The sequence below is a fragment of the Klebsiella sp. HMSC25G12 genome, from assembly GCF_001807705.1.
Taxonomy (GTDB): Bacteria; Pseudomonadota; Gammaproteobacteria; order Enterobacterales; family Enterobacteriaceae; genus Klebsiella; species Klebsiella variicola.
On sequence record NZ_KV789927.1, the window covers coordinates 212,565 to 228,579 of the forward strand.

At 59.4% G+C, this 16,015-nt stretch carries 9 protein-coding genes and 2 pseudogenes; 9 read left to right on the forward strand and 2 right to left on the reverse strand.

Annotated features, from left to right (window positions below; all coding sequences use genetic code 11):
- Positions 1–99: 99 nt before the first annotated feature.
- The 6 genes and pseudogenes from moeA (at position 100) to HMPREF3096_RS27665 (ending at position 7,985) form a co-directional block, all read left to right on the forward strand.
- Entirely contained in the window at positions 100–1,335 is a 1,236-nt protein-coding gene (moeA, locus tag HMPREF3096_RS27640) for a molybdopterin molybdotransferase MoeA (protein ID WP_012542361.1), read from the forward strand.
- Entirely contained in the window at positions 1,335–2,090 is a 756-nt protein-coding gene (gene moeB, locus HMPREF3096_RS27645; RefSeq protein WP_012968648.1) for a molybdopterin-synthase adenylyltransferase MoeB, read from the forward strand. The genes moeA and moeB overlap by 1 nt, the downstream gene beginning before the upstream one ends.
- A gap of 154 nt (positions 2,091–2,244) precedes the next feature.
- Positions 2,245–3,144 carry a glycyl-radical enzyme activating protein gene (locus HMPREF3096_RS27650; RefSeq protein ID WP_008805793.1) on the forward strand — a complete coding sequence of 300 codons (900 nt, stop codon included), beginning with the start codon at positions 2,245–2,247 and terminating at the stop codon, positions 3,142–3,144.
- A 4-nt stretch (positions 3,145–3,148) separates the two neighbouring features.
- Positions 3,149–5,581 (forward strand): formate C-acetyltransferase/glycerol dehydratase family glycyl radical enzyme, encoded by a 2,433-nt coding sequence (locus tag HMPREF3096_RS27655; RefSeq protein ID WP_008805792.1) that lies wholly within the window; start codon positions 3,149–3,151, stop codon positions 5,579–5,581.
- A gap of 180 nt (positions 5,582–5,761) precedes the next feature.
- Positions 5,762–6,577, forward strand: a complete 816-nt coding sequence (locus HMPREF3096_RS27660; protein WP_008805791.1) for a Cof-type HAD-IIB family hydrolase — start codon at positions 5,762–5,764, stop codon at positions 6,575–6,577.
- Positions 6,578–6,717: 140 nt separating this feature from the next.
- Positions 6,718–7,985 (forward strand): annotated as a pseudogene (locus tag HMPREF3096_RS27665) (DUF1479 domain-containing protein).
- Here HMPREF3096_RS27665 and HMPREF3096_RS27670 read toward each other — a convergent pair.
- The gene (locus HMPREF3096_RS27670) at positions 7,982–9,055 is read right to left on the reverse strand and encodes a LacI family DNA-binding transcriptional regulator (RefSeq protein ID WP_032730972.1); all 1,074 of its coding nucleotides are present in this window, start codon (positions 9,053–9,055) and stop codon (positions 7,982–7,984) included. The pseudogene HMPREF3096_RS27665 and the gene HMPREF3096_RS27670 sit on opposite strands and share 4 nt — an antisense overlap.
- A 299-nt stretch (positions 9,056–9,354) precedes the next feature.
- Between HMPREF3096_RS27670 and HMPREF3096_RS27675 the strand changes: the two genes are divergently transcribed.
- Together HMPREF3096_RS27675 and HMPREF3096_RS27680 are read left to right on the forward strand one after the other, a co-directional pair.
- Positions 9,355–10,656 (forward strand): MFS transporter, encoded by a 1,302-nt coding sequence (locus HMPREF3096_RS27675; protein ID WP_012968650.1) that lies wholly within the window; start codon positions 9,355–9,357, stop codon positions 10,654–10,656.
- A gap of 15 nt (positions 10,657–10,671) precedes the next feature.
- The gene (locus HMPREF3096_RS27680) at positions 10,672–13,035 is read left to right on the forward strand and encodes a glycoside hydrolase family 31 protein (RefSeq protein ID WP_032729746.1); all 2,364 of its coding nucleotides are present in this window, start codon (positions 10,672–10,674) and stop codon (positions 13,033–13,035) included.
- Between the two features lie 360 nt (positions 13,036–13,395).
- Here the strand turns inward: HMPREF3096_RS27680 and HMPREF3096_RS27685 are convergent, their stop codons facing one another.
- Positions 13,396–14,988, reverse strand: a complete 1,593-nt coding sequence (locus HMPREF3096_RS27685; protein WP_008805786.1) for an ABC-F family ATPase — start codon at positions 14,986–14,988, stop codon at positions 13,396–13,398.
- 48 nt (positions 14,989–15,036) lie between these two features.
- On the opposite strand from HMPREF3096_RS27685, the pseudogene HMPREF3096_RS27690 reads away from it, so the two are divergent.
- Positions 15,037–15,952: pseudogene (locus tag HMPREF3096_RS27690) on the forward strand (tyrosine-protein phosphatase).
- The last annotated feature ends 63 nt before the right edge of the window (positions 15,953–16,015 follow it).

Genomic DNA, 16,015 nt, shown 5'->3' on the forward strand with positions numbered 1-16,015 from the left:
CGGCGGGCGATGTAAAGCCTCGTACCCAGGTGGCATACAGCCCGCGCCGCTTTTCTGCCATAATAGGCGTTTTCGCTGTTTTGCCCGCAGGAGTGACCCATGGATTTTACCGCCGGACTGATGCCGCTCGACACAGCCCTCGCCCAGATGCTCGATCGTATTACGCCGCTGAACGCGACGGAAACTGTACCGCTGTTGCAGGCCTTCTCGCGTGTGACCGCCCATGACATCGTCTCCCCGCTGGATGTGCCCGGCTTTGATAACGCCGCGATGGATGGCTATGCCGTCCGGCTAAGCGACCTTCGCGACGGCGCGGCGCTGCCGGTCGCCGGTAAGGCCTTTGCCGGCCAACCGTTTCACGAGACCTGGCCCACCGGCACCTGTATCCGCATCATGACCGGCGCGCCGGTGCCTGCGGGCTGCGACGCGGTGGTCATGCAGGAAGAGACCGAACAGACCGACGCCGGCGTGCACTTTACCGCGCCGGTGAAAGCCGGGCAGCACATTCGCCGTCGCGGAGAAGATATCGCCCACGGCGCGGTGGTCTTCCCGGCGGGGACGCCCCTGACGGTGGCCGAGCTGCCGGTGCTGGCCTCGCTGGGCATTGCCGAGGTCGAGGTGGTGCGCAAGGTCCGCGTCGCGGTCTTCTCAACCGGCGATGAGCTGCAGCTGCCGGGTCAACCGCTCGGCGACGGCCAGATTTACGATACCAACCGCCTGGCGGTGCACCTGATGCTGCAGCAGCTGGGCTACGAGGTCATTAACCTCGGCATTATTCCTGACGACCCGGCGAAGCTGCGTGACGCGTTTATCGCCGCCGACCAGCAGGCCGACGTGGTCATCAGCTCCGGTGGCGTCTCGGTGGGCGAAGCCGACTACACCAAAACCATTCTTGAAGAGCTGGGGGAGATCGGCTTCTGGAAACTGGCGATCAAGCCGGGGAAACCCTTCGCCTTCGGCAAACTCAGTAGCAGCTGGTTCTGCGGCCTGCCGGGTAACCCGGTTTCCGCCACCGTCACCTTCTGTCAGTTGGTGCAGCCGCTGCTGGCGAAACTCTCGGGCAAGCACGGCCCGCTTCAGGCAACCCGCCTGCGGGTACGCGCCGCCACGCGACTGAAGAAGTCGCCGGGCCGTCTCGACTTCCAGCGCGGTATTCTGCAGCGCAACCCCGACGGCGAGCTGGTGGTGACCACCACCGGCCATCAGGGCTCGCACATTTTCAGCTCATTCAGCCTCGGTAACTGCTTTATCGTACTGGAGCGCGAACGCGGCCACGTCGAAGCGGGCGAATGGGTCGAAGTCGAGCCCTTTAATCATCTGTTTGGGGGGCTGTAATGGCCGTTGAGCTGAGCGACGAGGAGATGCTGCGCTATAACCGGCAGATCATCTTGCGCGGTTTTGATTTCGACGGTCAGGAGCGGCTAAAAGCCGCTCGCGTACTGGTGGTCGGCCTCGGCGGGCTCGGCTGCGCCGCCGCTCAATATCTGGCGGCGGCCGGCGTGGGTCAGCTCACCCTGCTCGATTTCGACACCGTCTCGCTGTCCAACCTCCAGCGCCAGACGCTGCACAGCGACGCGACCATCGGCCAACCGAAGGTGGATTCTGCCCGCGAGGCGCTGGCGCGCATTAACCCGCACGTCCGGCTGGTCCCGCTCAATGCCTTGCTGGATGAGACCGCGCTGGCGGGGCAGATTGCCGATCACGATCTGGTGCTGGACTGCACCGACAACGTCGCCATTCGTAACCAGCTCAACGCCGGCTGTTTCCAGCACACCACCCCGCTGGTCTCCGGGGCGGCGATCCGCATGGAGGGGCAAATCAGCGTCTTCACGTATCAGGATGGCGAACCCTGCTACCGCTGCCTGAGCCGTCTGTTCGGCGAAAATGCCCTCACCTGCGTCGAAGCCGGGGTAATGGCCCCGCTGGTGGGCACCATCGGTTCGCTGCAGGCGATGGAGGCCATTAAACTGCTGACCGGCTACGGCACCCCTGCCAGCGGAAAAATCGTGATGTACGACGCCATGACCTGCCAGTTTCGTGAAATGAAGCTGATGCGTCATCCGCAGTGCGAGGTATGCGGCTCGCACTAACCCCCACACCGGCGACGAGGGTCGTCGGTGGTTTTGTGACCTCTCTCGTTTTTTTATCCCCAGGAGCTTAGCCCCATCCCGCTTGTTGATTTGCGTCAATATAACTTTCATTCGAAAGTGTTTTTATATTCATACGTAAACAAGAGGATAAGCCATGATCTTCAACATCCAGCGCTACTCCACCCATGACGGCCCAGGGATCCGTACCGTCGTCTTCCTGAAAGGCTGCTCGCTGGGCTGCCGCTGGTGCCAGAACCCGGAAAGCCGCGCCCGCAGCGAAGATCTGCTGTATGACTCGCGGCTGTGCCTGGCCGGCTGCGATCTGTGCCAGCAGGCGGCGCCGGAGGTTATCACCCGTACCCTCGATGGTTTGATCATTGATCGGCAAAACGTTAACGACAAGCATATTACTGCGCTGCGTGACTGCTGCCCCACCACCGCGCTAACGGTCTGCGGCGAGGAGAAAAACGTCGAAGCGATCATGGCGACGGTGCTGCGTGATAAACCGTTCTACGATCGCAGCGGCGGCGGCATCACCCTTTCCGGCGGCGAACCCTTTATGAACCCGACGCTGGCGCAGGCGCTTTTCGAAGCCAGCCATCAGGCAGGTATTCACACCGCCGTGGAAACCTGCCTGCACGTGCCGTGGAAATACATTGAACCGGCTTTACCCTTTGTCGACCTGTTTCTCGCCGACCTGAAACATGTCGACGAGGCCGTTTTCCAGCAGTGGACCGACGGCAGCGCCCGCCGGGTGCTGGATAACCTGCAGCGACTGGCGCAGGCAGGGAAAAAAATGATTATTCGCGTGCCGCTGATCCAGGGATTCAACGCCAGTGAAGCCGACATTGCCGCGATCACCGATTTTGCCGCCGACCGCCTGCAGGTCAGCGAGATCCATTTCCTGCCGTACCACACGCTGGGAATGAACAAATACCAGTTACTCAGTCAGCCCTACACCGCACCGGACAAACCGCTGGATGCTCCTGAGCTGCTCGCCTTCGCGCAGGATTATGCGCGGAGCAAGGGGCTAACGGCGATCTTACGAGGATAACCTTATGACGACTCTCAAACTCAATACCCTCAGCGCCCGCATCCAGGCCCATAAAATGGCACTGGTGCATATTGTCAAACCGCCGGTCTGTACCGAACGCGCCCGCCACTACACCGAGATGTATCAGCAGCATCTTGATAAGCCAATCCCGGTGCGTCGCGCCCTGGCGCTGGCGCATCACCTTGCCGAGCGCACCATCTGGATCAAGCACGACGAACTGATCGTCGGCAACCAGGCCAGCGAAGTGCGCGCTGCGCCGATTTTCCCGGAATACACCGTCAGCTGGATTGAGAAAGAGATCGACGATCTTGCCGACCGCCCCGGCGCCGGCTTCTCGGTCAGCGAAGAGAACAAACGCGTGCTGCATGAAGTGTGCCCATGGTGGCGCGGGCAGACCGTACAGGACCGCTGCTACGGTATGTTTACCGATGAGCAGAAGGCGCTCCTCGCCACCGGTATTATCAAGGCGGAAGGCAACATGACTTCCGGTGACGCCCACCTGGCGGTCAACTTCCCGTTACTGCTGGAGAAAGGCCTCGACGGCATGCGCGCCAAGGTTGCTGAACGCCGGTCGCGCATTAACCTGACGGTACTGGAAGACCTGCACGGCGAGCAGTTCCTGAAAGCGATTGATATCGTTCTGGAAGCGGTCAGCGACCACAGCAAACGCTTCGCCGCGCTGGCGCGCGAGATGGCGACAGCAGAATCCCGTGAATCACGCCGCCACGAACTGCTGACGATAGCCGAAAACTGCGACATCATCGCCCATGAGCCGCCGAAAACCTTCTGGCAGGCGCTGCAGTTGTGCTACTTCATTCAGCTTATCCTGCAGATTGAATCCAATGGCCACTCGGTCTCCTTTGGCCGTATGGACCAGTACCTCTATCCGTACTACCGTCGCGACGTTGAACTGCAGCAGTCGCTGGATCGCGAACAGGCCATTGAGCTGCTGCACAGCTGCTGGCTGAAGCTGCTGGAGGTCAACAAAATTCGCTCCGGCTCGCACTCCAAGGCCTCTGCCGGCAGCCCGCTGTACCAGAACGTCACCATTGGCGGCCAGAACCTGGTCGACGGCCAGCCGCAGGACGCCGTCAACCCGCTGTCGTATGCCATCCTGGAATCCTGTGGTCGTCTGCGCTCTACCCAGCCGAACCTCAGCGTGCGTTACCATGCCGGGATGAGCAACGACTTCCTCGACGCCTGCGTCCAGGTGATCCGCTGCGGCTTCGGCATGCCGGCGTTTAATAACGACGAAATCGTCATCCCGGAATTTATCAAACTCGGCATCGAGCCGCAGGACGCCTACGATTACGCCGCCATCGGCTGCATCGAAACCGCGGTTGGCGGCAAATGGGGCTACCGCTGCACCGGCATGAGCTTTATCAACTTCGCGCGGGTGATGCTGGCGACGCTGGAAGGTGGCCGCGATGCCACCAGCGGTCAGGTATTCCTGCCCCAGGAGCATGCCCTGTCGAAAGGCAACTTCGCTAATTTCGACCAGGTGCTGGCAGACTGGGATAACCAGATCCGCTACTACACCCGTAAATCCATTGAGATTGAGTACGTGGTCGATACCATGCTGGAGGAAAACGTCCACGATATTCTCTGTTCGGCGCTGGTGGATGACTGTATCGAACGGGCGAAAAGCATCAAGCAAGGCGGCGCGAAATATGACTGGGTTTCCGGCCTGCAGGTGGGTATCGCCAACCTCGGCAACAGCCTGGCGGCGGTGAAAAAACTGGTCTTCGATCAGGGCGCCATCGGCCAGCAGGAACTGGCGAAGGCGCTGGCGGAAGATTTCGACGGTCTGACCCACGAGCAACTGCGCCAGCGGTTGATCAACGGCGCGCCGAAGTACGGTAACGATGATGACAGCGTCGACGAGTTGCTGGCGCGGGCCTACCAGACCTATATCGACGAGCTGAAGCAGTATCACAACCCGCGCTATGGCCGCGGCCCAATCGGCGGCAACTATTACGCTGGCACGTCGTCTATCTCCGCCAACGTTCCGTTCGGCGCCCAGACGATGGCGACACCGGATGGCCGTAAAGCGCACACCCCGCTGGCGGAAGGGGCCAGCCCGGCCTCCGGTACCGACCATCTGGGGCCGACAGCGGTCATCAGTTCGGTGGGCAAACTCCCCACCGGCGCGATCCTCGGCGGCGTGCTGCTTAACCAGAAGCTGAATCCGTCCACCCTGGAGAATGAGTCCGACAAGCAGAAGCTGATGGTGCTGCTGCGCACCTTCTTCGAGGTGCACAAAGGCTGGCATATCCAGTACAACATCGTGTCCCGCGACACGCTGCTGGAGGCGAAGAAACACCCTGACCAGTACCGCGATTTAGTGGTCCGCGTCGCCGGATACTCGGCGTTCTTCACCGCCCTGTCGCCGGATACCCAGGACGATATCATCGCCCGAACCGAACATACGCTGTAACCCTTCGTGCCCGCTGGCGCTATGCTTAGCGGGCCTACCCTGTTCTGCAGGCCGGGTAAGGCAACGTTGCCACCCGGCATTTTCTGCGCTGAGTGAACTTTCATTCGAAATAAATTTGTGCTCCCCATCACATTGTAATTAGAATGTTACTGGTCGAAGTTAAGCCAGGAGCATCCCCTTATGACCGTTAAAGTTATCGTCACCGATATGGACGGAACTTTTCTCAATGACGCCAAAACCTACGATCGCTCACGGTTTCTGGCGCAATTCGCCCAGCTGCAGCAGCGCGGCATTGAATTTGTTGTCGCCAGCGGCAACCAGTACTATCAGTTGATCTCCTTCTTCCCGGAGATCCGCGAGCAGATTTCGTTCGTCGCCGAAAACGGCGCGCTGGTCTTTGAGCATGGTAAGCAGCTGTTCCACGGCGAACTGACCCGCCACGAATCGCAGGTGGTGATTGGCGAATTGCTCAAAGATCCGCAGCTCAACTTTGTCGCCTGCGGCCTGCAGAGCGCGTATGTGAGCGATAAAGCTCCGGACGCCTTCGTCGACCTGATGTCAAAGCACTACCACCGTCTGCAGCGGGTAAGCGATTACCATCGCATCGACGACACGCTGTTCAAATTCTCCCTCAACCTGCCGGACAGCGAGATCCCACAGCTGATCGATAAACTGCACGTGTCGCTCGACGGGATCATGAAGCCGGTCACCAGCGGCTTTGGCTTTGTCGATTTGATTATCCCCGGCCTGCATAAAGCCAACGGCATCAGCCGCCTGCTCAAACGCTGGAACCTTTCGCCCCAGCAGTGCGTGGCCATCGGCGACAGCGGCAACGACGCCGAAATGCTGAAGCTGGTGAAATACGCTTTCGCCATGGGTAACGCCGCCGACACCATCAAGGCTATCGCCGGCTACGCCACTGACGATAATAACCATGACGGCGCGCTGAACGTCATTCAGGCCGTCCTCGATAATACCGCTCCCTTCAACGCGTGACCCTTCGCCGGGGCATCGCGCCCCGGTTTTTCCATTTTGTGCGCCGTAGCAAGATTTTAAACTTGCATTAACTCCATTTTAACTTAAATTAACGTTTGTAAGATTTAACACTTTCGAATGAAAGATACAGCGAGGTTATTATGGCTGCTCTCCCGACCCACGAAACATTACCTGCCGACCACAAAGCGGCAATTCGCCAGATGAAACAGGCCTTACGGGCACAAATTGGCGATGTCCAGGCAGTGTTCGATAAACTCTCGGCGCGTATCAGCGAGCGCCTGGACGAGATTAATGCCCTGAAAGCCACAGGCCAGGAGGTCTGGCCGACGATCCCGTTCAGCGATATCGCCGAAGGAAAAGTGAGCGATGAGCAGCGCGCGGCGATTAAGCGCCGGGGCTGCGCAGTGATCAAAGGACACTACCCGCGCGAACAGGCGCTGGCCTGGGACAACGCGATGCTGGAATACCTCGATCTGAACCATTTCGATGATGTTTACAAAGGACCTGGCGACAGCTTCTTCGGTTCGCTGGAGGCTTCGCGTCCGGAAATCTATCCGATCTACTGGTCCCCCTCGCAAATGCAGGCGCGACAGAGTGATGAAATGGCGGCGGTGCAATCCTTCCTCAATCGCCTGTGGCGCTTTGAACAGAATGGCAAGCGCTGGTTCGATCCGGATGTCAGCGTGATTTACCCTGACCGTATCCGCCGCCGCCCGCCGGGAACCACGTCAAAGGGGCTCTGGGGGCGCATACCGATTCTGGCGCGCTGGAGCGCTGGCTGCTTCCCGCCTATCAGCAGGTTTTCGCCAACGTCTTTAATGGCAATATCGACGCCTACGATCCGTGGGACGCCGCGCACCGTACCGAAGTGGAAGAGTACACCGTCGACAACACCACCAAATGCTCGGTGTTCCGCACCTTCCAGGGCTGGACCGCGCTGTCGGACATGATCCCGGGTCAGGGGCTGCTGCACGTGGTGCCGATCCCCGAGGCGATGGCTTATGTGCTGCTGCGCCCCCTGCTCGACGATGTGCCGGAAGATGAGCTGTGCGGCGTCGCGCCGGGCAGAGTGCTGCCGATCTCTGAGCAATGGCACCCGCTCTTAATTAAAGCGTTAAGCTCGATTCCGGCGCTGAACGCTGGCGATTCCGTCTGGTGGCATTGCGATGTTATTCATTCAGTGGCGCCGGTGGAAAATCAACAGGGCTGGGGCAACGTGATGTACATCCCGGCCGCGCCGATGTGCGAAAAGAACCTCGCCTACGCGCAGAAAGTGAAAATTGCTCTGGAAAAAGGGGCCTCGCCGGGGGATTTCCCGCGCGAGGACTATGAGGCCAGCTGGCAGGGGCGCTTCACCCTGGAAGATCTGAATATTCACGGGAAACGGGCGCTGGGTATCCCGGTTTAATCGTCATACAGCCCCTGCGGCTCGACGGCGGTATGGCTCTTGCCCGGCCGGATCCGCCGTACCGAATCACGTACCACCAGCGTGCCGTGCAACAGTAGCGAGCCGTGCGGCGCCTCCGGGCGCAGCAGGCGCTGCTGCAGGAGATGCACCGCCTCGCTGCCCAGCTCATCTCGCGGCACATGCACCGCGGTCAACGGCACCTCCTGGATCGCCGCCAGATTAAACCCGTCGATACTCATTACCGAAACATCCTGCGGCACCCGCAGGCCTCGTTTTTGCAGCGCGCTGACGGTGCCGGCGGCCATAAAATCGCCGCCCACCAGGAAGGCGCTGGGCATCGGGCGCCCCTGTAAGCCGTCAAGCCAGGCCCCTACCTGCTCTTCCGTCTCTCTGGCGCTAAAGTTGGCGACGCTGATGAGATCCCGGCTGGCGGTAAAGCGCAGATTGCGCGCGCGCCATGCTTCCTGGATCCCGCCCAGCCGCAGCTCCATGGTATAGCGGCGCAGGCACATCACGTTCATCACCGCCCGATGGCCCATATCAAACAGATAGCGGGCGGCGCACTGGCCAATCAGACGATGGTCGGGGGCAATGGACGGCAGCCGCATCCCTTCATCCCGACAGTTGATCAATACGCAGGGTTTGCCCACATCCGCCGCCAGGCCATGAATATGCGGATCGTCGATCCCCAGCAGCACCGCGGCCTGGGTCTCCGCTTCGTTCATGCGGGCAAGAAATAGATTGGCGTCGCTGTCGTTCTCGTCCAGCGCGCAGTAGCGCAGGCGCACTTCATGCGCCGCCAGCGCGTTATTGATGCTCTGGATCACCCGGTAGTAGAAGATATCCGATCGCTCATCGAAGGCGCGCTGCGGAGCAAACACCAGCAGATTATTGAGCAGCAGACGCCCGGCGGCCAGTCCCTGCATGACCCCCAGCTCGCGGGCGCACTCCAGCACCGCCCGGCGCGCCTTGTCGCTGGTATTCGCTTTCCCGGCCAGGACGCGTGAAACGGTGCTGGCCGACAGCCCGGTGCGGGCGGCGATTTCGGCGACGCGCAGCTTTTTATCCATTTTGTGATCCAGCTCCGATTGGAAAATGAAAGAATTTTCATAATCGCCAAAGCGCTTCCTGTAAGCAAATGACAGAGCGAAATTTGAGATCTCGGTCATTTCATGAAAAAAGTTGCATAAATAGCACTTTGCCCGACGTTTTTTCTCCCTTAGCCTGAATTGGTCCAACATCTCCCATACTAGTTATACCAATGATGTTGAGATAAAAAATAGACTATTCAAATAGTTAAAAAAAACTATGTGACCACTCAGGGAAAGAGGCCGTCACTTTCCCCCTACAACGTCTTGTGGAGTGTGCTATGAGTCAAGGCCTCAACAATGATATCGCGGTCAGTAAAACGCGCCGGGTGGTAAAAAACCTGCGCTGGTGGGTGCTGGTCCTGTTTTTACTCGGCGTCACCGTCAACTACATCACACGTAACTCGCTGGGGATTATCGCCCCGGAACTGAAAGCGACGCTCGGTATTACCACCGAACAATATTCCTGGATCGTCGGCGCGTTTCAGCTGGCTTACACGATTTTCCAGCCGCTCTGTGGCTGGCTTATCGACGTCATCGGCCTGAAGCTCGGGTTTATGATCTGCGCTACCCTGTGGGCGCTGGCCTGTATCGCCCACGCCGGGGCTGGCAGCTGGCTGCACCTGGCTATGTTGCGCTTCTTTATGGGCGGCGCCGAGGCGGCCGCCACGCCGGCGAACGCCAAAACCATCGGCGAGTGGTTCCCGAAATCTGAACGGCCAATCGCCGCCGGCTGGGCTGGCGTCGGCTTCTCTATCGGCGCAATGCTGGCCCCGCCGATTATCTACTTCGCCCACGCCTCCTTCGGCTGGCAGGGGGCGTTTATGTTTACCGGCGCGCTGGCGCTGCTGTGGGTGGTGCTGTGGTGGGCTTTCTATCAGAACCCGGAAAAGCACCCGAACCTCAGCAAAAGCGAGCTGGAGTACATCAAGCAGGATAACGAAGCCCCGCCGGTGAAACAGCCCTTCTTTACCGCGCTCAAAACCGTCTCGAAGAATAAACGTTTCTATGGGATCGCCATCCCCGCCTTTATGGCCGAGCCTGCCTGGGCGGTACTGAGCTTCTGGGTGCCGCTGTACCTGGCGAAAGAGCACGGCATGGATCTGAAGCAGATCGCGATGTTCGCCTGGCTGCCGTTCCTCGCCGCCGATCTTGGCAGCGTGGTCAGCGGCTATCTCACCCGCCTGTACGTTCGCTGGTTCGGCTGCACGCGAGTCAACTCGGTTATCGCCAGCTCGGTAACCGGCGCGTTTCTGATGATCTCGCTGGCCCTGGTCGCCATTACTCGCGATCCCTATATCACCATCATCCTGATCTCCATTGGTGGTTTCGGCCATCAGATCATCTCCTGCATGCTCAGCGCGCTGGTGGTGGAGTCTTTCGACAAGGGACAAATGGCGACGGTCAACGGTATGCGCGGCTCCGCGGCGTGGATCGCCAGCTTCCTGTTCTCATTATTAATCGGGGTGACCGCCGACAAAATTGGCTTCAACCCGCTGTTTATCGCCATGGGTTTCTTTGACCTCATTGGCGCCGTTTTCCTGGTGGCATTTATTGCTGAACGTCGCGCCAAGCGCGCCTGAGAGTGGATGTAAAATATGAAGACGTTGAAACACTGGAGTTTGCACCAACAGCTGGAGCATCACGTTGAACTGACCGTTGATGGTCAGCACACTTTGTGTCTGTATGTGCTGGAAGAGAATTTATTCCGCGTCCTGCTGAAGCGCCAGGGCCAACTGGCGCTGGATCGCACCTGGAGTATCGCCCCGCAGCAGGATGTGCCGTGGGAAGGCCGCGCGCGGGATGACCTCAGCGGTTTTAGCCTCCCGGCCTGGCAGATGACCAAAGAAGATGACGCGCTGACCATCGCCACCCGCCAGCTGCGCGTCACCGTCCACCAGCCGCTATGGCTGGAGTGGAGCTATCGCGACGACGCCGGCGAGTGGCAGACGCTCGCCAGTGACCGCCCCACCAGCGCCTATCTGGCAAACGCTCACGGCGACGGCGTCGCCCATTATCTGAGCCGCCGCAAAGATGAGCGTTTCTACGGGCTGGGTGAAAAAGCCGGCGACCTGCAGCGTAACGGCAAACGCTATGAAATGCGTAACCTCGATGCCATGGGCTACAACGCCGTCAGCACCGACCCGCTGTATAAACATATTCCGTTTACCATCACCCAGCGCAGCGATATCAGCTACGGCCTGTTCTATGACAACCTGAGCAGCTGCTGGCTGGATCTGGGCAATGAAATCGACAACTACCACACCGCCTATCGCCGCTGGCAGGCGGAGGCCGGCGATATCGATTATTACCTGTTTACCGGTAAACAGGTGCTGGATGTGACCAAAGCCTTCGTCCGCCTGACCGGTAAAACCCTGTTCGGGCCAAAATGGAGCCTCGGCTACAGCGGCTCCACCATGCACTACACCGACGCGCCGGATGCGCAAAATCAGCTGATGAACTTCATCCGCCTGTGCGAGCAGCACGCGATCCCTTGCGACTCGTTCCAGCTCTCTTCCGGCTATACCTCGATCAACGGCAAGCGCTACGTCTTTAACTGGAACTACGACAAGGTGCCGCAGCCAAAAGTGATGAGCCAGTCGTTCCATGATGCCGGGCTGAAGCTGGCCGCCAATATCAAACCCTGCCTGCTGCAGGATCATCCGCGCTATGGCGAAGTGGCGGAGCGCGGTCTTTTTATTCGCGATTCGCAAACCGACGCGCCGGAGCGCTCCAGCTTCTGGGATGATGAAGGTTCGCATCTCGACTTCACCAACCCGCACACCGTGACGTGGTGGCAGGAAGGCGTGACCACCCAGCTACTGGAGATGGGTATAGATTCGACCTGGAACGATAATAACGAGTATGAGGTGTGGGACGGCGAGGCGCGCTGCTACGGCTTTGGCCGCGAAATCGCCATTAAACATATTCGCCCGGTGATGCCGCTATTGATGATGCGCGCCTCGCTGGAAGCCCAGCAGCGCTTTGCGCCGCAAAAGCGCCCGTATCTGATCTCCCGCTCCGGCTGCGCCGGGATGCAGCGCTACGTCCAGACCTGGAGCGGCGACAACCGCACCAACTGGGATACGCTGCGCTATAACATCCGCATGGGGCTGGGCATGAGCCTTTCCGGGCTGTTTAACGTCGGCCACGACGTCGGCGGTTTCTCCGGCGATAAACCCGAGCCGGAGCTGTTCGTGCGCTGGGTACAAAACGGCGTGATGCATCCGCGCTTTACCATTCATTCGTGGAATGACGACCAGACGGTCAATGAAGCCTGGATGTACCCGGAAATCACCCCGGCGATCCGCTCAGCCATCGAGCTGCGCTACCGTCTGCTGCCCTATTTGTACACCCTGTTATGGCAGGCGCATGCCGATGACGAACCGATGCTGCGCCCGACCTTCCTCGATCACCAGCACGATACCCAGACCTTCGCCGAGTGCGATGACTTCCTGCTGGGTCGCGATCTGCTGGTGGCCAGCGTGGTCGAGCCCGGCGCCCGTCAACGCCAGCTGTGGCTGCCCGATAATCAGGACGGCTGGTACGATTTTTACAGCCACCAGTGGTTCGCCGGCGGCCAGTGGGTGACGCTGGACGCGCCGCTGGAAAAACTGCCGCTGCTGGTCCGCGCCGGCGCCGGTCTGCCGCTTAGTGAACGTATCAGCCACGTCGATGCGCAAAAAGACGATCGTCGCGAACTGCAGTTGTTCCCGCTGAAAGGTACCGGCTCAACCCGCGGTCTGCTGTTTGAAGACGACGGCGAAAGCTGGGGCTATAAAGAGGGGGATGCGCTATGGCTGGAGTGGGAAATGATCTGCAGCGCCAACAGCATAAACCTGAATATCAACGCTCGCGGCAGCTACCGTCCGGCGTGGAAAGCGCTGAAGCTGTCATTACCGGCGGGAGAAAAGCGCAAGCTGCTGGTGAATGGCGTTGAAGGGACCGAGTGGAGGCGCTAAGCGATATGCCGGGCGGCGGCTTACGCCTTGCCCGGCCTGGATTTTATGATGTTCCCGGATTGCGCTACGCTAATCCGGGCTACAAACGGGTGGCCTCAAAATCCCCGGTGGCGCTACCGCTTACCGGGGCTACAGCACTGTGCGGTTTGGTAGCCCGGGTAACGGACAGTTTCAGTAACCATGGGTACAAGATAGAGCTCTTAAGCTCACAATGGCACGGACCGTAGGCCGGATAAGGCGCAGCCGCCATCCGGCGCGAAAGTGGCTCTTTATCCGCAGTTATTGCCCGGCGGCGCTACGCTTGCGCGGGCCTACAGATCACATGCCAGGCGTAGCCGCTACCCGGGTAACGGACAGGGATTACTCGATACCTTTGCTGCGCAGGTAGTCTTCGTAGTTACCGCTGAAATCGATCACGCGTTCTGGGGTGATCTCCAGGACGCGGGTCGCCAGCGAGCTGACGAACTCGCGGTCGTGAGAAACGAAGATCAGGGTGCCCTGATACATCTCCAGCGCCATGTTCAGCGATTCGATCGATTCCATATCCAGGTGGTTGGTCGGTTCGTCCATGATCAGGATGTTTGGCTTCTGCATCATCAGCTTACCGAACAGCATGCGCCCTTTCTCACCACCAGAAAGGACTTTCGCCGGCTTTTTGATATCGTCCTGGCTAAACAACAGACGGCCGAGGATACTGCGTACCGCCTGCTCGTCGTCGCTTTCCTGCTTCCACTGGCTCATCCACTCGAAGACCGTCAGGTCGTTTTCGAACTCGTACTCATGATCCTGCGCGTAGTAACCAATTTGCGCGTTTTCAGACCATTTCACGGTGCCGTTGTCCGGCTGCAGTTCGCCTACCAGAGTTTTCAGCATGGTGGATTTACCCACGCCATTGGCGCCCAGAATGGCAATCTTCTCGCCCACTTCCAGCAACAGGTTGACCTTTTTGAACAGCGGACCTTCATCAAAGCCTTTGGTAAGGGCTTCCACTTCCAGCGCGTTACGGAACAGTTTCTTGTCCTGTTCGAAGCGGATAAACGGGTTCTGACGGCTGGAGGCTTTAACCTCTTCCAGCTTGATTTTGTCAATCTGGCGCGCGCGCGAGGTGGCCTGACGTGATTTAGAAGCGTTGGCGCTAAAGCGGCTAACGAAGGACTGCAGGTCCGCAATCTGCGCTTTTTTCTTGGCGTTGTCCGCCAGCAGACGCTCACGCGCCTGGGTGGCCGCGGTCATGTATTCGTCGTAGTTGCCCGGATAGACGCGCAGCTCGCCGTAGTCGAGGTCCGCCATGTGGGTGCAGACCATGTTCAGGAAGTGACGGTCGTGCGAGATGATGATCATGGTGCTGTCGCGATCGTTCAGCGTCTGCTCCAGCCAGCGGATGGTGTCGATGTCCAGGTTGTTCGTCGGTTCGTCGAGCAGCAGGATATCCGGATTGGAGAACAGCGCCTGCGCCAGCAGGACGCGCAGTTTCCAGCCCGGCGCGACTTCGCTCATCGGGCCGTAATGCTGTTCAACCGGAATGCCGACGCCGAGCAGCAGTTCGCCGGCGCGCGCTTCGGCGGAGTAACCGTCCATCTCGCCGTATTTGACTTCCAGGTCGGCCACTTTATAGCCGTCTTCCTCGCTCATTTCGGGCAGCGCGTAGATACGATCGCGCTCTTGCTTCACTTCCCACAGCTCGCCGTGGCCCATGATAACCGTATCCAGCACGGTGAATGCTTCGAAGGCGAACTGATCCTGGCGCAGCTTACCGATACGCTCGTTCGGGTCGAGAGAAACGTTGCCCAGCGTCGGCTCGAGATCGCCGCCGAGGATCTTCATAAAGGTCGATTTACCGCTGCCGTTGGCGCCGATCAGACCATAACGGTTGCCGCCGCCAAATTTAACGGAGATATTTTCGAACAGCGGCTTACTGCCAAACTGCATGGTAACGTTGCTGGATACTAGCACGGGGATATCCTGAAAAAAGAGAATGAGGGGTGTGACACAACAGACATTATGCCAGCAAATGACACACTTTTCACGGCCTGCGGTAAATTCCGCCGCGGCGCTTGTGCTAAGGTCTTTGTCAGATGAGCCGCAGACCAGGGCTCAAACGGTTATTCTGTACGTCATTATGAGGAACCCCATGACCACCAGCCTACCGCGACACCCGGCTTTTTTATCCCTGCAGGCCGGTATCAATTTTCGCGACCTCGGCGGCCAGCGCGCCGCCGACGGACGCACGGTACGCAGCGGCAAGCTGCTACGCTCCGGCGCGCTAAATCGGTTGACGGCGGACGATCTCAACCATCTGGCGACGCTGCCGCTCAGTCGGGTACTCGACTATCGCGACCCCGGCGAAGTGCAGCGCACCCCTGACAAGCTTAGCCCGCTCACTCACTATTTAAACGCGCCCGCTAATCCGCCGCTCGGCGATGTGAATGCGAAAGTCACCGAGCTGAATGCTGCCACCCTTAACGCGCTGAACGGGGAGCTGTTTATGCTGCAACTGTATCGCCAGTTGCCCTTTAATAACCCGGCCTATCGCCAGCTCGCCGCCTGGCTGACCACGCCTTTTGAAGGCGCTTTACTGCAACACTGCGCCGTCGGCAAAGATCGCACCGGCGTCGGCTGCGCGTTAACCCTGTTTGCCGTCGGATGCGACAGCGAGACGGTCATGGAGGAGTATCTGCTCACCCACGGCATGCTGACACAAGTGGAAGCCTGGATGCTGGAGATGCTGGGCAACGACCTGACGCCCCAGGGACGCCAGAGTCTGGCGGATATCCTGACGGTGAAAGAGTCCTATCTCGCCGCCGCGCAGTCAGCCATCCACCAGCGCTATGGCACGGTCGACGCCTGGCTGGCAGAAGAGTACCAGCTCACCGCCCCGGCACGCGCTTCGCTACAGGACCGGTTACTGGAAGGATAACCTCCCTGTCACCCGCGTGAGAGGCGGCGATTGCATCATCCGCCAGCCCCGTCAGCCGAGGCT